The organism is Acidovorax sp. SUPP3334 (assembly GCF_030159055.1).
Lineage (GTDB): Bacteria > Pseudomonadota > Gammaproteobacteria > Burkholderiales > Burkholderiaceae_C > Paracidovorax.
In genome coordinates this window covers 46369-65499 of record NZ_BQXQ01000031.1, presented here as the reverse complement: position 1 = coordinate 65499, position 19131 = coordinate 46369, and the positions used below count along the sequence as shown (strand labels likewise).

General features: G+C 59.8%; 28 protein-coding genes. 23 read left to right on the top strand and 5 right to left on the bottom strand.

Annotated features, from left to right (window positions below; translation table 11 throughout):
* The first annotated feature begins 218 nt into the window (after positions 1 to 218).
* Positions 219 to 623 (top strand): hypothetical protein, encoded by a 405-nt coding sequence (locus AVHM3334_RS17275; RefSeq protein WP_284414326.1) that lies wholly within the window; start codon positions 219 to 221, stop codon positions 621 to 623.
* 239 nt (positions 624 to 862) lie between these two features.
* Positions 863 to 1273: a hypothetical protein gene (locus AVHM3334_RS17270; protein ID WP_284414324.1), complete on the top strand. Its 411-nt coding sequence runs from the start codon at positions 863 to 865 to the stop codon at positions 1271 to 1273.
* 23 nt (positions 1274 to 1296) lie between these two features.
* On the opposite strand, the gene AVHM3334_RS17265 is transcribed toward AVHM3334_RS17270, so the two are convergent.
* A complete protein-coding gene (locus AVHM3334_RS17265) occupies positions 1297 to 1497 on the bottom strand; it encodes a hypothetical protein (RefSeq protein ID WP_284414322.1) in 201 nt (66 codons plus the stop codon).
* Between AVHM3334_RS17265 and AVHM3334_RS17260 the strand changes: the two genes are divergently transcribed.
* The 8 genes from AVHM3334_RS17260 (at position 1484) to AVHM3334_RS17225 (ending at position 6279) form a co-directional block, all read left to right on the top strand.
* Complete coding sequence (locus AVHM3334_RS17260; protein WP_284414320.1) at positions 1484 to 1912, top strand: hypothetical protein; 429 nt, start codon at positions 1484 to 1486, stop codon at positions 1910 to 1912. The two genes, AVHM3334_RS17265 and AVHM3334_RS17260, sit on opposite strands and share 14 nt — an antisense overlap.
* Before the next feature lie 74 nt (positions 1913 to 1986).
* Positions 1987 to 3162, top strand: coding sequence for a PFL_4669 family integrating conjugative element protein (locus AVHM3334_RS17255; protein WP_284414318.1), 1176 nt, complete (start codon positions 1987 to 1989; stop codon positions 3160 to 3162).
* Positions 3163 to 3404: 242 nt separating this feature from the next.
* Positions 3405 to 3755 (top strand): hypothetical protein, encoded by a 351-nt coding sequence (locus tag AVHM3334_RS17250; RefSeq protein ID WP_284414316.1) that lies wholly within the window; start codon positions 3405 to 3407, stop codon positions 3753 to 3755.
* Between the two features lie 64 nt (positions 3756 to 3819).
* Positions 3820 to 4287, top strand: a complete 468-nt coding sequence (locus AVHM3334_RS17245) for a single-stranded DNA-binding protein (RefSeq protein WP_284414314.1) — start codon at positions 3820 to 3822, stop codon at positions 4285 to 4287.
* Positions 4288 to 4380: 93 nt separating this feature from the next.
* Positions 4381 to 4941 (top strand): hypothetical protein, encoded by a 561-nt coding sequence (locus AVHM3334_RS17240; RefSeq protein WP_284414313.1) that lies wholly within the window; start codon positions 4381 to 4383, stop codon positions 4939 to 4941.
* 93 nt (positions 4942 to 5034) lie between these two features.
* On the top strand, positions 5035 to 5376 hold the full coding sequence (locus AVHM3334_RS17235) for a hypothetical protein (RefSeq protein WP_284414311.1): 342 nt from the start codon (positions 5035 to 5037) through the stop codon (positions 5374 to 5376).
* A gap of 45 nt (positions 5377 to 5421) precedes the next feature.
* Complete coding sequence (locus AVHM3334_RS17230) at positions 5422 to 5775, top strand: hypothetical protein (protein ID WP_284414309.1); 354 nt, start codon at positions 5422 to 5424, stop codon at positions 5773 to 5775.
* Positions 5776 to 5874: 99 nt separating this feature from the next.
* The gene (locus AVHM3334_RS17225) at positions 5875 to 6279 is read left to right on the top strand and encodes a hypothetical protein (RefSeq protein ID WP_284414307.1); all 405 of its coding nucleotides are present in this window, start codon (positions 5875 to 5877) and stop codon (positions 6277 to 6279) included.
* Here AVHM3334_RS17225 and AVHM3334_RS17220 read toward each other — a convergent pair.
* Positions 6263 to 6478 carry a hypothetical protein gene (locus tag AVHM3334_RS17220; protein WP_284414305.1) on the bottom strand — a complete coding sequence of 72 codons (216 nt, stop codon included), beginning with the start codon at positions 6476 to 6478 and terminating at the stop codon, positions 6263 to 6265. The genes AVHM3334_RS17225 and AVHM3334_RS17220 overlap by 17 nt on opposite strands.
* A 192-nt stretch (positions 6479 to 6670) precedes the next feature.
* On the opposite strand from AVHM3334_RS17220, the gene AVHM3334_RS17215 reads away from it, so the two are divergent.
* Positions 6671 to 8671: a DEAD/DEAH box helicase gene (locus AVHM3334_RS17215; protein ID WP_284414303.1), complete on the top strand. Its 2001-nt coding sequence runs from the start codon at positions 6671 to 6673 to the stop codon at positions 8669 to 8671.
* A gap of 41 nt (positions 8672 to 8712) precedes the next feature.
* Positions 8713 to 8976 (top strand): hypothetical protein, encoded by a 264-nt coding sequence (locus AVHM3334_RS17210; protein ID WP_284414301.1) that lies wholly within the window; start codon positions 8713 to 8715, stop codon positions 8974 to 8976.
* A 66-nt stretch (positions 8977 to 9042) separates the two neighbouring features.
* Here AVHM3334_RS17210 and AVHM3334_RS17205 read toward each other — a convergent pair whose 3' ends face one another.
* The 3 genes from AVHM3334_RS17205 to AVHM3334_RS17195 all read right to left on the bottom strand — a co-directional run bounded on the left by AVHM3334_RS17205 (position 9043) and on the right by AVHM3334_RS17195 (position 10934).
* A complete protein-coding gene (locus AVHM3334_RS17205) occupies positions 9043 to 9555 on the bottom strand; it encodes a GNAT family N-acetyltransferase (protein WP_284414300.1) in 513 nt (170 codons plus the stop codon).
* The gene (locus AVHM3334_RS17200) at positions 9552 to 9833 is read right to left on the bottom strand and encodes a type II toxin-antitoxin system TacA family antitoxin (RefSeq protein ID WP_284414297.1); all 282 of its coding nucleotides are present in this window, start codon (positions 9831 to 9833) and stop codon (positions 9552 to 9554) included. The genes AVHM3334_RS17205 and AVHM3334_RS17200 overlap by 4 nt, the downstream gene beginning before the upstream one ends.
* A 123-nt stretch (positions 9834 to 9956) precedes the next feature.
* The gene (locus tag AVHM3334_RS17195) at positions 9957 to 10934 is read right to left on the bottom strand and encodes a DNA-binding protein (RefSeq protein WP_284414296.1); all 978 of its coding nucleotides are present in this window, start codon (positions 10932 to 10934) and stop codon (positions 9957 to 9959) included.
* A gap of 331 nt (positions 10935 to 11265) precedes the next feature.
* On the opposite strand from AVHM3334_RS17195, the gene AVHM3334_RS17190 reads away from it, so the two are divergent.
* From AVHM3334_RS17190 to AVHM3334_RS17140, 11 genes are all read left to right on the top strand, one after another.
* Positions 11266 to 12015 (top strand): DUF3577 domain-containing protein, encoded by a 750-nt coding sequence (locus AVHM3334_RS17190; RefSeq protein ID WP_284414294.1) that lies wholly within the window; start codon positions 11266 to 11268, stop codon positions 12013 to 12015.
* A gap of 63 nt (positions 12016 to 12078) precedes the next feature.
* Entirely contained in the window at positions 12079 to 12309 is a 231-nt protein-coding gene (locus tag AVHM3334_RS17185) for a hypothetical protein (protein WP_284414292.1), read from the top strand.
* Positions 12310 to 12441: 132 nt separating this feature from the next.
* On the top strand, positions 12442 to 12678 hold the full coding sequence (locus AVHM3334_RS17180; protein WP_284414290.1) for a hypothetical protein: 237 nt from the start codon (positions 12442 to 12444) through the stop codon (positions 12676 to 12678).
* Between the two features lie 393 nt (positions 12679 to 13071).
* On the top strand, positions 13072 to 13686 hold the full coding sequence (locus AVHM3334_RS17175; protein WP_284414288.1) for a DUF3275 family protein: 615 nt from the start codon (positions 13072 to 13074) through the stop codon (positions 13684 to 13686).
* 508 nt (positions 13687 to 14194) lie between these two features.
* Entirely contained in the window at positions 14195 to 14632 is a 438-nt protein-coding gene (locus AVHM3334_RS17170) for a hypothetical protein (RefSeq protein ID WP_284414286.1), read from the top strand.
* A 110-nt stretch (positions 14633 to 14742) separates the two neighbouring features.
* Positions 14743 to 15054 (top strand): hypothetical protein, encoded by a 312-nt coding sequence (locus AVHM3334_RS17165; protein ID WP_284414284.1) that lies wholly within the window; start codon positions 14743 to 14745, stop codon positions 15052 to 15054.
* Positions 15055 to 15285: 231 nt separating this feature from the next.
* A complete protein-coding gene (locus tag AVHM3334_RS17160; RefSeq protein WP_284414282.1) occupies positions 15286 to 15606 on the top strand; it encodes a hypothetical protein in 321 nt (106 codons plus the stop codon).
* A 378-nt stretch (positions 15607 to 15984) separates the two neighbouring features.
* Entirely contained in the window at positions 15985 to 16473 is a 489-nt protein-coding gene (locus AVHM3334_RS17155) for a DUF7673 family protein (RefSeq protein ID WP_284414280.1), read from the top strand.
* A gap of 128 nt (positions 16474 to 16601) precedes the next feature.
* On the top strand, positions 16602 to 17726 hold the full coding sequence (locus AVHM3334_RS17150) for a DUF6094 domain-containing protein (protein ID WP_284414279.1): 1125 nt from the start codon (positions 16602 to 16604) through the stop codon (positions 17724 to 17726).
* Positions 17727 to 17949: 223 nt separating this feature from the next.
* Positions 17950 to 18387, top strand: a complete 438-nt coding sequence (locus tag AVHM3334_RS17145; RefSeq protein WP_284414277.1) for a hypothetical protein — start codon at positions 17950 to 17952, stop codon at positions 18385 to 18387.
* 260 nt (positions 18388 to 18647) lie between these two features.
* Positions 18648 to 19061, top strand: coding sequence for a hypothetical protein (locus AVHM3334_RS17140; RefSeq protein WP_284414275.1), 414 nt, complete (start codon positions 18648 to 18650; stop codon positions 19059 to 19061).
* Positions 19062 to 19131: the final 70 nt, after the last annotated feature.

Here is a 19131-nt window from a genome sequence, read left to right as displayed (position 1 = left end):
CGTGGAGCGTTTTGCACCAAACGGTACGTCGTACCACGTGGAGCGTTTTGCACCAAACGGTACGTCGTACCACGTGGAGCGTTTTGCACCAAACGGTACGTCGTACCACGTGGAGCGTTTTGCACCAAACGGTACGTCGTACCACGTGGAGCGTTTTGCACCAGGATGCCCCACTCACTTACTAAATAGCTAATTTCAACAGAAGGGAAGAAAAAATCATGACCAGAAAAATGACCAGCGATCGCTTGTTTGTGGAGCTTTTGCACCGTCTGGGCAAGTACAGCGATGCCTTGATGCTTCACACCGCGCTGCGGGAACAAGCAGATGTCGCAGAGTGGAAGACCGCCGTCACTCAGGTTTCTCAGTTCGCTCTGGACGGCCAGATCAACAAGTGGCAGGCACAGCGCGCACTGGACCGTCTTACCCAGTTGGGCCTCGTCGAAGTGCGCATCCATGCCAAGACAGCTACCCTCATCACGGTGGACCGCGATGCCGTCATGGAACTGCTCCAGCAGCCCGTGTCCAACCAGTTGCCCGGCATGCGCGGCAAGGACTTCGCGTTCCTGCAAGCCTGGAATGAGTCTGCCGCCGCTGCTGCGTCCGCCGTCGAGGATGCCTCGTGATGCGGGGCCTGCGTCTTTCTCAGTCGTTCGTATGGTCTCTCTTGCCGCTCTTGGGATTGACGAACCTGGCCAAGGCACAACCGGCTACGACCACAATCACGACGACACCGTATATCCACAACCTGTCTGTCATCGGGTTCGAGGGTATCTGCAGTCCGAATAGCATGTTCTTGGTCCCAGATGTGTGGCTGGTGCTCTTTCTGCCCCAGGTGTTCGTCTGGGCTAGCGCTGGTGCCGCCTTGATCGAGTTGGTCAGATCTTTGATCGCGTATCGGGCTGCGCCGCGCCGAATCGATTCTAGCCATCTGCGATCGGACATCCTTTCCGCTTGTCTGTACTCGCTCAAGTGCACCCTGGTGATGCTGGCACCTCTTGCGATCACCTGGGGCGTTCTTGCCGTCTCAGGGCAGATGGATGTCGCCCCCACGACCGGCCGCGTCGTGGGGCACTGCGCCGCCGACGGCGCCGTGACCCTCAGCGCTGCATGGGCCGGGTTCTTCGTCTCGGCCACTGCCCTGGCATTCCTGCTCGCCTGGATGATCTTCCATCCGCGAGGTCAGTCCATGGATCACGCCGCCTACCGCCCAACCGATGGTTCCGCCAGGGGCAATCGGCTGGCATCGTCCAGTCAGTCGCGGGAGATCGCGTGATGCTGAGCCCTGTTTGCCCCAGATCAGCGATCACCTCGCTTCATGGTCTCTATCACCTTGATCACCAAGATTGCAATCTCCGCCACAGCCAGCAATCCCAAAAACCACAAAAACGGCCAAATCATGTCCCCAACAGTTTCTTTGCTTAGCATCTGTTCTCCGGATGGGATATTGATGGTGTATGACATCTGGCTGGCCATGCTCGCGCCGATGGTCTTCATCATGGCCCTGGGCGCCATCACCATCCGCAACGTCGTCAACGAAGTGTTCTGGCGCCTGTCACGCCGCAGCGCTTCGCGGCGCGCGGATGGTCCCCGATCGCTTCCTGCGCTCCCCAAACCCCGGCTGACCGCACTGGTGGCAAGCGTGCCGGTGCTGGCCTTGCTGGCTGGACCCCTCGCCTGGATGCTCTGGACCGACCGCATCGAGATCGGCTCCGCCACCCACACCGCTGTCGGCCTGTGCACCGAGGGCGCGCACTTCATCGGCTACTACCCCATGCTGTTCCTGGCCGGCGGCATCCTCGCTTGCCTGTTGATGGCGCGCTGGTTCTTCGACCACGTGTTCCAGCCTTGCATGGGCTGGATCGCCACCACGATGGTTCGCCCCATCGTCCCCGGCACACCGGCCCACCACTGAGCTACCGACCAACAGTCCCGGTCCAGCTTTCTTCATCGATAACCCCTCTCACCCCTCAAATCAAGGAGGACCCCATGGCCACCAAAGCCGCAAAGAAAAACGCTTCGTCGAACGCCATCGCCGCGGCCACCGTGCCCGCACCCGTCCAGAACAGCACGATCCTGGCGCCACCCCGGTCACGTCTGCCTTTCTCCACCGAGCCCAATTCCCCCTTCCAGGACGGCTACTCCATCTCGGGCGAGGAGTCCGTGCTGGCCGAATTCCTCGCGGGCGACATGCCTGAATCCGACCCGCTGTACGACCGCTACGTGGAGCTGGAAGACCGCAAGGATCGCTTCGAGCGCATGCAAGCGGACTTCAAGACCCGCCGCGGTGCCGACCCCCTGGTCATGCCCAAGGAGTTCTTTTCCATGCTGGAGGTGGGCAATCTGGTCGATACCGATGTGGACCAGATGTCGGTCCACACCAAGGAGGCCATCCGCATGTTCATGGGACGCACCCGCGAGCCCGGCAAGGAAGCGGCTCCCATCATCGGCGGCAAGCGGATAGCGGCAGCGCTGCGCAACCTGTGGATGCTCACGGCCAATGACAACCCCTATGCGGACTGGGCGCTGCTGCGGCACGAGGAATCCATGCAGCAGGTCCAGCGACGTCTCGCCCGCGAGTCCAAGGAAGCCATGAGCGTACTGGAGGAGCAAAAGCGCAAGGGCCTGACGTATTCGCTGCTGCAATCCTCCCAGCCGCAAGTGCTCAACCTGGGCTTTCGCTCCCCTTATGGCTACGCCGTGTCCAGTCTCATCGTGGACTTCGACCATTACGTCCGTGTGCAAAAGACGCTCGCGCGCAAGAACCTGCGCTCCGACGATCAGACGCGCCAAGCCATCTCAGAAATCACTCGATTCATCCGCCGCGTTTTCAACGAAACCGCGCGGTTTGATCGCTGGCTCACGCGCGAGGAAGTTCGCGGCCTGTGCCGTGCGGATTTCGTGCCGGAGGCCGGTGGCGAGGCCAGCGTGCAAGCGGCCAAGCGCCTGGAGTTCGCCACCGAAGTGTTCGGTGCCGTCCCGGCCGACGTCTTCACCACCAAGCTGCAGCCACGCCATTCGCGCCGCCGTATCCAGATCACCGCTGTGGAGCGCCAGTTGCTGCAGACGGTCGGAGCCAGATTGGCCCAGGCCGAGCAGGCCGATGGTTCTACCGTGACCGAGGACGCTCCCGATGCTGCACAGACAGCGGAAGTGGCTCGCTGATGCCGTGGTCCGGACTCCAGGGTACGCCGATCAATCGCGCTGACCTGACTGCCGTCGTTGATGAAAGGGCTGCGGTGATGAAAGGGCGTGTGAATGAAAGGGCTGAACAGCCCACGTCGCCAGTGGAGCGTGTTGTCAATTCAGTCGAGTGGGCACGCGAATCGCTCAAGGACGAGATGTGTCAAGAACGAGCTGACACAAAGGCCTTTACGGGTAAGGGCACCCGCCAGGAGTTGCGCCAATTGATTGCCGAGATCGACCGGCTGGAGCAAGACATGCGCGCACTCGCGACCGTAGTACGCCAAGTCCCTGGCGCATCCATCTACCTCATGCTGCACCACAAGCGCTCCAACGGCTACACGTTCCTGCGCTGGCGCGAACTGGGCGCTGGCAAGCGGCACTTGTCCTGGGCTAACGTTCAAGCCTTGCTGCGCTCGCGGGAGGCCAGCGTCCATGCCTGGTACGGCCAAGCCACCGAGCAGGCCCTGTCGCTCAATGCGCAGCACTTGACCGCGCGCAAGCGCATCCGCGCCCTGCGGTACATCCTCACCCGCGCGCAGCAGCCGGTGTTCGCACGCCGCATTCCCGAATGACTTCTAACCGCCCCTGGCCTGGTGCAGCCAGGGATCGGTCATTTAACGCACTGTGGAGAAACTGATGCAGAACCTTTTTATCGGCAAGGGCAACTTGGCCAAGCCGCCAACGCTGGAGCGCAACATCTCGCGCAAGACGGGCGAGGAGTTCATCGTCGCCAAGATGCGCGTCATGTTCAGCCGCTATGGGCAGAACACCCATGGCGACTTCGAGCAGGTCGGCGGCTTCTGGCGCGAGGTCGAGATCTACGGCAACAAGGCCGAGGCCTGTGCCAGGTTCCTCAAGACGGGCGCGCGCGTCCTGGTCGTCGGCGAGGAGCGCGACTTCATGGCCAAAAACGAGGCCGGCGACGAGGTACAGGTGATCAAGATCGTGGCCGAGGACGTCGCACTGCAGCTGTCGCGCATCGAGTCGATCCAGTTCACCCCATCGCGTGGACAGCAGCAAACGCAAAACCAAGGTGGTGATCAAGGCATCGACCAGGGCTATTACCAGAACCAACCGCAGGAATACGACGACATTCCCATGTGATCACCGACATGCAATAGCTCACTTTTTCCGGAAAACGTCGCCAATCATAATTTCCTTCTTCATTCCATTTCCGGATTCAACCGTGGAGCTTCAATGATATTGATCGATCACATCAACCGGAGAGTTCTCAAGAAACTTCTGAGCGAGAAATTTCAGGCGGGTGTCGAATTGACAGTGCAGAACACGCTGAATACAGCCTATGGACTGGATTTGACGAGCACATCCGCTGAATGGGCCGTTCATCAATTGATCCTGGAAGTAAAATCCAACGGCGACATGAAAAAACTGAGTGCCCTGGCGGAGCAATTGGAAACGATCGCCTCTTTGGAGCGCCTTCCCGACACGACAAGGCATTCGATAAATCGCCTACGGGAACTTTGCGCATCCACCGAAAAACGATCCGACATTCTGCACTTGCAGTGGATCGAAGAATCGTTGGAAGAATGCATATCGATCAAGCGCCGAATGGATCGTGAACGAAGAGCCAGCTTGGTATTCTTTGTAATCAGCCTGTGTGTTCTTGCCATGGGTATTTATGGGAGGCTGGGTTACCCCAGTACCGAGGAAATCAGGGATGCTCTGGCCGACGAAATAAGAAAAAATCCAGACAGCCAGCAGAATTTTAAAATCGATCCTGCGCCTTCGAGCCGGTGAAGATCGATATTGATCGACACACTTCATGACTCACCTTTCCGGGCAAACGTCGCCAATACGAGAATCAACTCAACCGGAAAACAGGAGTCGAGTATGAGTGAAACAATCGATGGAGTTCAGAGGGTGGATGCCCTCGGGAAATTCGATGAAAATTCCTGGCGCGAGGTATGCCAGAAACTGGCAGACCAGGCCGCAAAAGGATGTGGACTCTCCCACGATTATTACGTCAAGCGCTTCAGCACCGAGATCGACATTGCATTGAAAACCATTCCTGCCGAGTTTCATCCGCAAGCATTGAAAGCGGCAGAGTTTTTCGATTACGCCTCGGCTGATCAGATACGAGAAACCGATCGTTCCAATGCAGCCACCGGAATCTGCGCCCATGGCATTGATGAGGACTGCTGTCCTATGGGCTGTGGGGATCGCGATGACTGAATGGCTGAGCCAGTTCGCGCTTTATGAACCTGATGGGAGTCGAACATGAATGTTGAGCCAACGGAAGAATTTCAAGCCATTGACGCCCAGGGACGGTTCGATGAGCGCGCCTGGCGCAATATCTGCGCCCGGATCGCCGTCGCGACCTCCAAGGACTGTCGCCAGTTCTTCGACCAATATGTGAAGGTCTTCAGCGCCGGCGTCGATGTGCAGCTCAAGAGCCTGCCATCGGATTTTCATCCAGCTGCTTTGAGAATCGCCGCCCAGTGGGACTATGCCCAGACGCCCAACGATATTGCCAACGGCATTCGTGAACACAATCTGGCGGTAATGGAGAGAATCCGGGCTTTGGGTCCGTCAGTCTCGATCGATAATAATCAAGGTGCGCACGCTGATTAGACTGTGACAGCGGCGTTATCATTTAGCTTGACAACTCTTTGCTGGCGTTGAAGCAAATGCCAAAGCCTGCGAATCCTCTTTTATCGAAAGAAATTTCTCATGAATATCACCACTCCCATCACGGTCCAAGAAAAAAAGGCTGCTAGAGAAGCCTACTTTGCTGGCAAGCGGCGCGAAGATTATATGGAGGATCTCCGCAATCAATCGATCGCCGCTTTCCTCGTGAGCCATTTTGATGTCTTCGAGCAATGGCTGGAAGAAAACATCCAGGATGTAGAGATCAAATGTGCATGCGTCGGCTTTATTGCACGGGCCGAATCGCAAGCGGACAAATACCGCGCCATCCTCGAATTATCGGAACAAATGGCTGCATTGCGAACAGAACGTAGCAATGCAGCCATGGAAATCTATGGAGAGAGAATCAGGAGTTCCACCATGCAGGCAAAACTTGACCGGCTGTGGGCCATGGGTAAACCGAAGCCGGAAATCATCTCTGAAGCCTGAAGGGAGCCAGTTCCAGAACGGTGATGTCCTCGAGGACTTGCTCGTGTAAATCAGCCGCTTCAATGGCTTTATCTTCATCCTCGGTTTCACGCGCTTCGACCCATGCGTGGAATTTTCTCAAGGTATTACCGATTTTCTGCTCCAGTAACGCCAAATCCTCCAGCGTGGCGGGTTGAGTGTTCTTGGGCTTTTCGTTCATGGAAGAAATCCTCATAAAGGTTAGTGTAGGCAAGGGTGGTTGCCGGGCTTGCGACCCATGTGGCAACCGCCGCGATCATAGCCGAGGGTTTCTTCCACCCTTTTTCCTCAATATCCGATTGCGTTTGGCTTGGGTTTTCTCGGGCTAAACGCGGTTCACCTATTCTTTCGATTATTTAATCGACATCTGCGCATGAATATTCTCCCTTCGCATATGCCGAACCTGGAGCCCGTCTCCCTGCGCGCTCCGGATCTGCTGGTCCAGGCGGTCTCCGATGGCCGGCGCATTGGCCTACAGCTGCATTACGTGCCTGGGATGGGGCGCACCCTGCAGCAGGCCGGTGCGTGGTGGGCCGCTGGCCGGCGCATGTGGGCGCTGGAGCAGGCCGATCCCGAGCAGCTGGTGCATTGGCTGCGCACGGTCTATCGCGGCCAGCATGTGGACCTGGACGATGCGTTGCCGCTACTGCGCGCTGCCGCGGCCTCTCCTGAGGCGGACTACTTCGCGCAGCTGCTCGATGTGCAGATCTTTCCGCTCGCCAAGGGCGATATGACCCGTGGCCGGCACGCGGTGAGCTTCGCCTATGACGCCCCCTGCGTACGGGCCGTCAAGGCGCTGCAGGGGCATTTCCATCGCCATGCAGCGGCCTGGCAGGTGCAGGGCAGCGCCTCGGAGATCCTGAATGCGCTGCGCCAGTTCGCGGGCATTGCACCCGAGTTCGTCTTCGTCCACGAGCAGTCGGTCGTCCTGGAGGACCTGGTGGGTTCCACCTCGCAGGCCTCGCCCATCCAGGTGCCTGCGGCCCCTCCTGAATTCGGTGGCGGCGGTACGGACGAAGCCAAGGGCGTGGCGTTCATGTCGGCCGAGCTGGATGACGGCGTGGACGTGGCCATCGACGAGGCCGAGCTGGCTCGCATGGCCGTGCATGCAGGATTGCGTGACTACCAGGTGGCCGGCGTCCGGCACCTGGCCTCTCAGACGGGCGCATGCCTGGGCGATGACATGGGCCTGGGCAAGAGCCGCCAGGCCGTCGTGGCCACGCGCATGGCTGCAGGGGAGGGCAGGGTCCTCATCCTCTGTCCGGCCTCGCTGCGCATCAACTGGGAGCGGGAGATCAGGGCGGTGTACCCGGATGCGATCGTGGGTATGGTCGGCGAGGACCGCATGGCCACACTGCATGGCTGCCAGTGGATCATCGCTAACTACGAGCGCCTGGGAGGCCTGGTGCGCGAGACGGATCTGCAGTTTGCGGTGATGGCTGTGGACGAGGCCCACTACCTGAAAGAGCATCACGCCGGCCGCACGCGCAATGCGTTCATCATGGCCACGCGCATCCCGCGCCGGTATGTCATCTCGGGCACTCCGCTATTGAACAGAGAGATCGAGCTGCACACGCTGCTGCGGCTCACGGGCCATCGGCTGGGGCAGATGCCGTTGAAGGACTTCCGTGGTGAGTTCACGGGCTCGCGCGAGAAGAGGGCACTGCTGGCAGGGGCCCTCAAAGGATGGATGCTGCGTCGGCGCAAGGACGTTCTCAAGGACCTGGGGACCAAGAGCCGCCAGGTGCGGTACATCTCGCCAGCCGAAGGTCTGGGAGCCTACAAGGCGATCCACGACGATATGACCCTGCAGGCCATGCCCAAAATCACCAAGCTGCGCCAGGCCCTGGAGGCGCTCAAGACACCCTTCCTGATCGAGACGGTGGAAGGGCTGTCCGACGGCGACAAGATCATCGTGTTCTGCGAGTACATGGCGACGGTGGAGGCAATGAAGGGCGCCTTCGCTGCGGCCGGCATCCAGTGCGTGACGCTGGTGGGCAGCGACTCGGCCACAAAGCGCCAAAAGGCCATAGATGCCTTCCAGAACGATCCAGCGGTCACCGTGTTCATCGGCACCACGTCCGCGGCCGGCGTGGGCATCACGCTGACTGCGGCGAACTACGTGGCTTTCGCATCGCTGCCCTGGACGCCGGCACTCATGCGCCAGGCCGAGGACCGGGCCTACCGCCTGGGGCAGCGGCGCAACGTCATGGTCATCGTTCCCCTGATCGCAAGCACTCTGGACGAGGGTGTGTGGAAGCTGCTCGATCGCAAGCAGGAGACCGAGCGCGACGTGGTGGAGCCGGAGATGGCTGGACCAGGTGGTGCAACGGCTACGGCCGCCGATTCACCCTGGTTGGCCGCTACCGCGTAGGACCGCACATACCACTTCAACGCTGAAACAGGAAAGTTCTCATGGGGTCACCGGATCACCGATGCGAGGAGTTCGACCTGGCGGCAGATGCCTGGGAATGGCTGCATACCGAAGGGTTCGTGGCCACCTGGGATCACCTGACATTCGAGCATTCGGATGGCCGCCAAGCCCGCCTGTTCCTGCCGCGGGGAGAGAGGGCGGATGAGACGGCATCGATCACGATTTTTGAAACCCGGGCCAAGCGATTTGGTTTCGGTGGCGGAGATTACCGCCTCAACCCTTTTGAATCACGGAGCAATCAATGAAAAATACCGATGCACAGGAAATGCCGATGTGGCCGGGATGTTCTCGAAATCTGTTCTCGGTTCGGCCTACCGAGAACAGTGAGTTTCAAGAAGGACGGTTGCCAGCGGCAGGAACAGGGTGAGCGGCGAATCGGGTAGAGCGATGAAGCCGTGATGCTGGTAAAAGGCCGCTGCGACTTCGTCCTTGGCGTCCACCATCAGCGCGAAAGCGGCAATCTCAGAACGGGCGGCACGGTCGAGCGCATCGGCCAGCATAGCGCCACCAAGACCTTGGCCTTTGAATGCCTGATCGACAGCCAAGCGGCCCATGCGAACGGCTGGCACGGTCGGATAGCGCGGCAGCTTCTTGCCAGTGCTGGCCGGAAGATCGGCCAGCAGCAGACTTGCCGATGCCAGGGTGTAGTAACCAGCGATGCGCTGCACGTCTGCCAAGGCCACGAAACAGGCGGCTACGCGGCGGCGAATGTCTTGAGTAACTTGCTCTCTGAGGTAGCGATTCAGCGGCTCCGAATCGCTGCGGAACGTTGTGCGGTCATGCGCAGCATCGAGCGGCGCAAGTAGGAACGGTGCGCCACTCATTCAGCGCGCAGGAGCTTGCTACGACGAGCGAAAGCGCGTTCCAGGGCCGGGGCCGGTTTCGGCGGCGACAACAGGGCTTGCGCAAAGCATTCCTGATCGGCCAGCGACAGGCGGATGACTTCGGCTTGCTCGATGGCGTGCTGCGCCGCGTCCTGCACGGCGGCAACAACGAAATCGGTCATGGTGCGCCCCTGAAGCTCGGCGGCGCGCTTGAGCATCGAATGCAGATCGGTGCTGATCCGGGCTTCGAGGCGGGCAGTAGAGACGGCTACGGGCATGGTTTTATCCTCCTGATGCAATCATACGGCAAATTGCCGTACATATCAAAGAGGGAATTTTCGGCGGTTCCGGCTCGCATCCCCTTAACGTACGATTTTTTCCGTTTTCTGAGGCGGCTCCTGTTATTTCTTCGGCCGCGAGCCAGCCGTGAGTGCCTCCAGCCGGCCTCGCAATGTAGCCGCGTCCTCCCGCGCCTGGTCGCGCTCTGCCTGGGCCGCTGTCAGCCTCTGCGCTTGCCGCAGCGCCTCGGCAGCGATGCTCTTGCGCTGCTCCTGGTGCAGCTGCGCCGCCACCTCGGCGCCGGCCTGCAGCTTGGCCAACTCGGTGCGCGCCTGATCGCGCTCCTCGCTCGTTGCCTTCGCCGCCTTCTGTGCCTGATCCAGTGCCGAGCGCGCCTGGTCGGTCGACAGATGGGCCCGCTCCAGATCCGCGCGCAACTCATCGGCGCGGCGCTGGATCTCCGTCGTGCGGCTCGCCGCCCCGGCCAGATCGGTGCGCAGGCCTTCGATCTGTGCGGCATGTGCCTCGACCAGCGCCTGGGCCTTCTCGCGCTCAGCCCGCGCTTGCTGGGCGTCGCCATGGGCGCGATCCAGTTCGGTGCGCAGTTCGCCGGCGCGGGCGTCCGCCTTGGCCGCGCTCGCATTCGCCATCGCGAGCTTGTTTCGCAGATCGTCCGCCTCGGCCCTCGACGTCGCCAGCAGTTCCTGTAAGGCATCGCTTCGGGCCTTGGCCTCATCCAGTTCGCTTGCGAGCGCGTTGGCCAACTCCTCCGCCTCGAGGCGCGCAGCCTGCGCCTGGTCGCGCACGACTTCCAGGTTCTGCCTCTCCGCGGACAGCCGGCCATTGGCGGTTTCCAGGGCCAGCGACCACAGGTCATTGGCCAACTCCCCGAGTTTCTCCGTGAACGCCTGCGGCGCCGGCTCTACGGCAGGCGTCTTTCGCGCAGTCTGCCGGGCGCGCCACTCCACCATGGCCTCGGAGATGGTCGTGAAGCTCCCACTGCCCAGTTGCTTGCGCACCGCCGCCAGGGTGGGACTGGCGCCCGCCGCGTCCAGTTCGTCCGCCACCGCAAAAATCCGCTCTTTGGTAATCGCTGCCATTGAGTGCTCCCGTGAATATCTGTATGTTGTAGATTGTACGATACTACAAAATACAATTAACAGTTTTTTAGCCCAAGCAGGGCCGGATGCCGCGACGCGCAAGCCATCTTGACAATCAAGGTCGGTTTGAATAACGTTCGCCTCGTGAACCGCCGCAAGGCACCACGAAGCGCCTCAACTCCTGACAGGCGCGCGAATCGACTCCCAAGGTCGATTCCGGAGTACCTTCATCCTCGTAACCCGGACAGGGAAATCATGTTTCCCTGTCCCGAGCCGCAAGGCTGTGGGTTGGGTGCGTGATCTCCTCAAGTTCATCTTTTTGGAAATCACCATGACTGCAACCACCCAAGGCAACGACTATTTCAACCTGCATACCAACGGCATCGGTTACCTCAACCGCGTTCGCTGGGTTGAAACCAAGAATGGCGGCCGCCGTGCCGACCCCTTCCTGGCATGCAGCATTTCCGCCTTGCGTGGAAATGCAGACAAACCTGACTACACCTACTTCGATCTTCGGGTCAGTGGGGACGAAGCCATCGCCATGGTCGAAAGACTGGGGGTCGATGTTCAGGAACAGCGCAAGGTCGTCCTGTCCTTTCGGATCGGCGACATCTACCCTCACCTGTATGAACGCGATGAGCTGGATCAGAACCGTCGCAAGACGGGCCGAAAGGAAATGGCTACCCTCATCAAAGGGCGCCTGCTTCTGATCAACAGCATCACCATCGATGGCGAGAATGTGTACCGCCGCGAGGCGGATGCACCTCAAGACGACCTGCAACCCGGATACGACGAACCGTCGCAAGGGGAGGAGGCCGATCAAGAGTGGAACGAGCCAGAGCAAGAGCCAAGACAGGAGCAATCGGCGCCAGCGCCAACTGCAAGGCCTGCAGAGCGATTTGCGCAACAGGCTGTCCAGCAGCCAAACCAACGTGGCCCAGTGAACCGTCCTTCGGCTCCATCACGGCAACCACAGGTCGCCCGCCAGCCCGCCGCTCGTCCGCAAGGAAATGCAGCGTACAACGCGGGTTATGCAACGGGAAAGGCTGTCCGTAGGACCGTCGATTCTGCTGCTGCCTGATAACCTCCCAATTCCCGAACTTGCTTATGCAGGTCGGGAATTTCTTCTTTGATATGGAAAACCATGGCTTTGGAAAACAACCTCAACGGCTGGGTCGATGGTCCTCCGTCGATGCGCGACGATGGCGCCCTTGCCATTGTCGAACTTCATCGGAATGTCATTGTGGATGGTCAGCCCAACTCGGGCGAGCCAATCATCGTGACCCGGTGGAGTGGGAAATTGAAAACCACTTGCGCGGGTCATCGCCTTTCCTATGACGACGTGCGCAAGCACATCGACATCGTGAAGGACTGACTCATCGTGCGACGGGATGCGAGTCTGCATATCCCGGCTTCGAGATCCCGACTTCATTTTCGTCAACCACCCATGGGGATACCGATCCCCAGGGGGTTCTGGTGTCCCTTTTTTTCACGAAAGGCATACACCATGAACCAAGCTACTACCGTCTCCAGTACCGCCTCTGTTCGCCATGGCCTCCTTGCTCAGGAGTTCTGTGGCAAGCGCCTGCCCCTGCAGGTTCTGAGATCACAGCGTGGCCACTACATCGGCACTGCCGGCGACGAAGGCCCTGTCTCTCGGGAGTCCAACGAGTACTTCCGGACCGAAGAACTTGCCCAGCAAGCCCTGCAAGGCGGCAACTGGACCCAAAAGCAGGAACCTTGATCCCCACCGACGCAACGTCTATGCACTGATGCACGGAAAGTGCGAGGGCGAGTTTGACTCGCCTTCAAAAGCGCGTATGCTTTGCACCGTTTTGCGAGTGTTTACCGGTACCACTGGAATAACCGGAGCTGGTTCGCCAGCACATGAGGCACGTCAACCCCTGAAGCGTGCACGCTCTTCGGAGTCGGGGTTCCTGTCGGCACGGACCGCTGAATCGCACACCTCAAAAGTCCGCTAGTGCCCAGCCTGCCAGGTCGCAAGCCTGTCAGACATTCAAAGCCCACTGCATCCCACCTGCCTCGGCAGGTGCGGTGCTTTCTTTTTTACCCGCCGGGACCTGTCTCCCTGCGGCGAGTGGTCCCGCATTTTTCTTTTGCGAAGGACCACCTGCACATGATCAGAGTTGACGACGCGACCTTGCGGATCAAGAAGATCCGCCAAAGTCGCAACGGCGCGTTCTGCATCGCAGACCTCACCACCGACTTCGGCGAGTTCAAGGTCAAGGACCCGCTTCTGGACCAGTTCGAGGAAGGGGAGTACCAAGCTACAGTGTGGATCAGCGAGATCTACCTGTCACAGTACATCTCCTTCGGCAAGGGCGTCACGGAAATCCGGGCCCGCCTGCATGACCTGCAAGTGGTCTCCCAAGACCGACTTCCTGCCGACCGCACCCCCACCGAACTCGATCCACTGGACGAGCCGGCACCCGTCCAGGTCCAAGCCAAGACCTCGGAGCCATCCAAGGAACAGGGCAGGGAAGCCGCAAAAACCCCCGACAAGCGTTGGGACGATTTCAAGAAATCCCGACCTGCGCCGACCCAGGAGCCAGCCGAAGCCTCGGATGACGGATTGTTTGATACCGACCTTCTCGACGCCATACAGCGTGGAGATCCGGTGAAGCTCGATGCCACGGTGGACCGTGCTTTGCTCCGAGCCCAAGCCGCATACCTGCGCAAGCAAAGGTATGACTTTGAACCCAAGCTGCAGACCTGGTTCACCAAGCGCTGATCCAGTCGACGTTAAACAGCCCGCCCTCCAGGAGGGCTGTCCCGTGGCAGCTCGACGAGAGCCCAGGGGACAGCCTTCGCTGCTTGCAGCCCGGGCCCTGCTATCCAACTGGGTGGCGGCAACCTGATGTGCCGCGGCTTTGCGGATGATCCCCTGAGGTCTCCGCGCCATTTTTAGGCCACCTGGACCTTCACTCGCGGTGGCCCGCCTGCGCAACACGACAGGCCCTAACGGGCCCGTCCACGCCGCAGCGAGGAGGTATCCGTTCAAGACTCATCCCAAGCCAGTGGAATCCTAAAGAGGGGTTCCCCCAGCAGCCGGTACATGGCTGATGAGGGAAACCCTTTCCATCCAACCGAAACGATGGTTTCAAGCAGGCGCGTTCAACTCTGAAAACGTGCCAGGCCGCGCAAGCAGTCCGAGTGCAGTCCTTTCTATCAACCCACTGCGGGCGCCAATGCCCTGCGAGGGGGTTCGCGCTCTAGGTCTTTCTACAAGGAGCAAAAGAATGGCTACCCAGTCACCTTTCATTACCCATCGTGCCAAAGTGCTTGGGCATTACAGCACCGCCTATTGGCTGCGTGATGTTGTCATGGCGTTACACAGCGGTGGAACCCATCCCGTGGGCTTATCGCGGTTGACGACCACGGATGAGGCGCACTTCACGGCGTTCAAGCAAATGGTGGATCACTACCGCCGCGTCGGCGAAAACGATCCTGCATTGCATGCGCTCGTTAGCGATATCGAGGCTCGATGTGAGGAAGAACGATCGGCACAAGAACGCAGCAACCGTCTCTATGCATGGAACGCGGAAGCACGTGGGCATCTGAGCACTTTGGGGCGTCCTTCCGATGTTGTGGATGACCGCTACGACTGGTTCGAGCACCGTTTTGACGTGGGGCGAACACCCGTCGAAGCGGTGACGGAGTTCGCGGCACTCGAATGATTGAGTCACCCGAGCCGCGAAAGCGGCCCGAGTGCAGCTCTCTTTATCAACCCATCGGGGACATCGATCACTGCAGGGTTCCGGTCGTCCCCGTTTTTATCGGAGACGACATGTACGACACCAATCGTGGCGGAATCAACGAACTGGCACGCCTTCACAGGAAAGCGCCTCAGTTCCCTGTTCCATTGACCAAACAAGCGCGCACGCAAGTCGCGGCGCTCCTGATGCGCCATGGCGAAGCGGTGGTGGGAAACACACTATTGGCAGTCGCCAAAGACCGATGTTTCTCCACACTGCAGAACTGCGCCGGCTTTTACATACTCGGCCTGTCGGACGACGTGTGCGCAGCGGCCGGCACTGCGGATCAGGCAGGCATCGAGGAAGCGATCCGATGGGCTGAAGCCGAACCAGTCTGCTCGTGATCGATCCCTACGGAACCCAGATGGGTTCCCCCAGCAGCTGCAGTTAGGCTGATGAGGGAAACCATTTGAGTCAAACCAAAAATGGTTTCAAGCAGGCACGTTCAACTCTGAAAACGTGCCAGGGCCGCGTGAGCGATCCGAGTTCATTTCTTCATCCATCCACCCCTGCGGGATCACGACCCGCAAGGGATCGTGCTCGCGGTTTTCTTTCAAAGGAGTAAACTTTTGAGCATGCCATCCACCATCGAACTGGGCTTGTACGAAGCGCTCACCGGCGTCGGGATTCCACCTGACACGGCGCGCAAGGTCGAGCGGCAGTTCGAGTCAGCCATTCACGCCGGCACGGATGAGATTCGCGCAGAGATGCGCGACAAGCTCTTCACCAAGGCAGATGGTTCCGAGTTGGAAACACGTCTCCTGCGCGCCAGTGCCGAAATGGAGGTCCGCCTCCAGCGAAGCGTGGTCGATCAAACCCGCTGGATCATCACCAGCTTCTTCGGCTTTTCCGGCCTCACCATCGTGATCACGACGGCAGTCATCAAACTGCTGTAGGTCACTTCTTCTTTAAACCCGCTGGGGACTACCGTCCCCGCAGGGTTTCGGTCGTCCCCATTTTTCTTGGAGACGATCATGATTTCCCATTTCCCCCCCGTGCTTCCCCGATTGGCACAAGAGCAGCGCCAGCTATTTCACGCTGTACTGCGACAGTGGCTGACTGCCGCACCTGCACCAGATTGCGACAAGCTGATCATGGCGCGTGAACGCCATGCGCCAGGCCAGAGATGCTCCATGCTCACGCTGGTGCGCAGCTGCTTCACGCAACCGGCGCTACGCGCCGACTTGCCGGAGTCGCTGGTCCACCTGCTCGTGCAACGTCAATGGCTGGCTCCTGCGCAACAGCGCAGAGCCGCCTGAGCGGGAGGGCGTGCCATGTCGAACAAGCACACCGTCGTGATGGTGCATGTACCCGCGGGTTCGGAAGAGGCCTTCTTCAAGGTCTATGAAGAATTCGTAAATGCTTTGCGCACCAAGAGCGAGAAACCGCCACGCAAGCTCATGGAGATGTACTTTTCCCCGCCACCCGACGAGGACAGGTATCAGCTGGAGCAGCGTGGAGTCGAGTCTTTGAAGGTCCTGCTGCGGATCGCTCAAGGTGAGGCCATGCACGCCAGGTACATCGCCCGCTTTCTCGCGGGTTTGTACAACGGCGACCTGTTCTCGTTCAACCTCAACGATCTGCGGTGGCTCGATGAGTCGCTCTACGCGCATGTGATCGCAGTGCTCCACATGGACTGCCGACTGCGCAAGCAGGACGTTCCCCATTACTTCGACAACGGCGAAGTCCTGTGGGCAACCATGATCGCTCGCTGGGGCATCAAGGACGCGTTCACGCATCGTTCCCCGCCTCGCAGAGGTTGAAAACCGTGCCGCCCCGGCTTGCATTCGTGCGAGCTGGGGCGCATGGCCCTTTTACCAAGTTATCAACCACCCGGACGGGCCATGCCCCACCGGGGCACCTCCGTCCCCAATTTGAAGGAGATGTGCCCATGGCATTGATGTTCTCGCGCCTGGCGCGCAATTTCGTGAAGAACGGGTACTTCCCGACCGACGATGAAACCCTCGCTCGCATTCAGCGTTTCATCACCCCTTGCGATCGGCCCATGCGACTGCTGGACCCGTGTTGCGGTGAAGGCGCCGCGCTGGCAGACCTACGCCACGGCATGCAGTTTGACAGTGGCACAGGGCCGACCATTGAGACCTTGGGTGTGGAGTTCGACCGCGAGCGTGCGTGGCACGCGAAGACCATCTTGGACCGCGTGCTGCACGCTGACATCCACGATGCGGTGATCAAACCCAGGTCCATCGGACTGCTGTACTTGAACCCACCATATGGGTATGGCGTCAAGGACTCTGCCAACCGCAGCGATGCGGATGGCGATCGTGAAAAGGCCGAGCGCTTGGAGCGCACGTTTCTCAAAAAGACTGCCCCGTTGCTCATGCTCGGCGGCATCCTCGTGTACATCGTTCCGTTCTACGCACTCGACAACGAGATTCGCACCTACCTGGCACGCAACTTCCAGGATCTGCGGTTCTTCATGGCGCCTGAGCAAGAGTTCAAGCAGTGTGTGATCTTCGGCACGAAATGCCGGCCGGGCCACCCCCGCAAGGATGTGCTGGACATGCTCACGCAAGCGCAGGCAGGACACCTGGCTCATCAAACATTGCCAGAGGAATGGCTCGGCATGCCATACCAAGTGCCGCCGATCCAGGAGGGCAGTGAGATGGTTTTTCATGCAGTGCGCATGGACGCCGAGCAGCTGGCTGACGAACTGCAAAAGCATCGCAACGGCCTGCTGTGGCCGAACTTCGAGGCTTGCTTCAATCAAGCGCGTGGCACCCACCGCAGACCGCTGCGCGACATGACCCAATGGCATCTGGCGCTTGCGCTGGCAGCTGGCCAGGTCACTGGCTGCATCCGCTCCACCACCGGGCGCACGTTCCTCATCAAGGGCGACACCTTTAAGAAGAAGGAGCGCATGACCACGACCGAAGTGGATGACAAAGGTAAGGTCAGCGAGACGATCGTCTTGCTGGACAAGTTCGTTCCAATCATCAACGCCATCGAGTTCACGCCGGACCACCGGCTGGGTCAGATCGTGCGAATCAGCTAAAGCAACCACCTCAAAGAACCCATCAGATGGGTTCCCACAGCGGCCGCAAAGACGGCCGTTGCGGGAAACCATTTGCACCATTCATCAATGGTTTCAGGCACGTTCAACTCTGAAAACGTGCCCATCTGCGATCAGCAGATGGAGTTCTTGTCAAAACCAATTCATCAACCCTGTGGGGCCTACCCACAGGGGATGGCTTCATGTTTCTCCGCAAAGGAAAGAAATGTTCATCAACACCGAGTACCGCCGCATGAATGGCCACTGCGTGGCCACCACCCAAGGCATGACCGACCGAAAAGTCGCGTTGTGGCTGGAGACGCGGCTGGACTATGACGGTCGCCTCATCACTTGGCTGTGCCGGGACGATGCGGCCTACGAGCAAAGCACCTGGACCTGCCTGGCCAATTCCAGGATGCCGCCGTCGATGACGGAAAGCATTGCAGTCGCCTGGCAGCACGAGCGTGCCATGGCCGAGTTACAGCGCATGGAAAACCTCCAGCCAGTGCATCCCGCACTGGCCATTGCCCGAAACGTGTACCGACAGATCGGTTTCGGGGTCTATGTGCTGGTCAACCCGACCGTGCGTATGTTTTTGCGGCGTATGCGGCGCGTGCTTTTCCGGCGCGTGAGGCAAATGCACCGTGAGGCCTACAGGCCCTGATACCCGGCGCGCAGCGCCCCTTTCCTTGTCCCTGACAAGGCCAGAACCCATGCAAATGGGTTCCCACAGCGGCCGGACTCATGGCCTTTGTGGGAAACCATTTGAACCAATCACCAATGGTTTCAGGCACGTTCAACTCTGAAAACGTGCCCGCTTGGGCGATAAGCCAAGTGGAGTTCTTGTCAAAACCTTTTCATCAACCCTGTGGGGCCTCGCCCTGCAGGGGGTGGCTTCACGCCTTTTTTCAGGAGAGAACCACCATGGAAACGAATATCTACAAGGACCGCGATGGCTGGAATGCCAAGACGGTCGTCCCCATGGATGAACGGCGCGAGCTGGTCATCCGCACATCCCGTCGCCAGATCGGTGGCGGGCTGCTGACCAGCGCCACGTGCTGGAGTGTTGGCGCTGCTGGTAGCCAAACCCATGTCATGGGTTTCGGCACTGGGGACGGAGACTTCTCCACCCGCATCGTTACCACGCAGCCGCCGCGCATCACCGAAAAAGTGGTGGCGCAGCAGCACGAGATGGCACTGCGCCAGATCGATGCCATCCGCCAGGCAGCGCAGTTGCACTACGCGGCCCAGGCGCAAGCCGAGACGGAGGCTCCGCAGCTTGACGTTGCAGAGCCCACGCAGCCGGTTGTCCACGCACCGAGCGCCGTCGCTCGCTGACAGGCCTTGTGCTGATCGGCTCCGGCCGACGCCTTTAACCCGCGGCTGCTGCCGCAGCCCTTTCATCAAC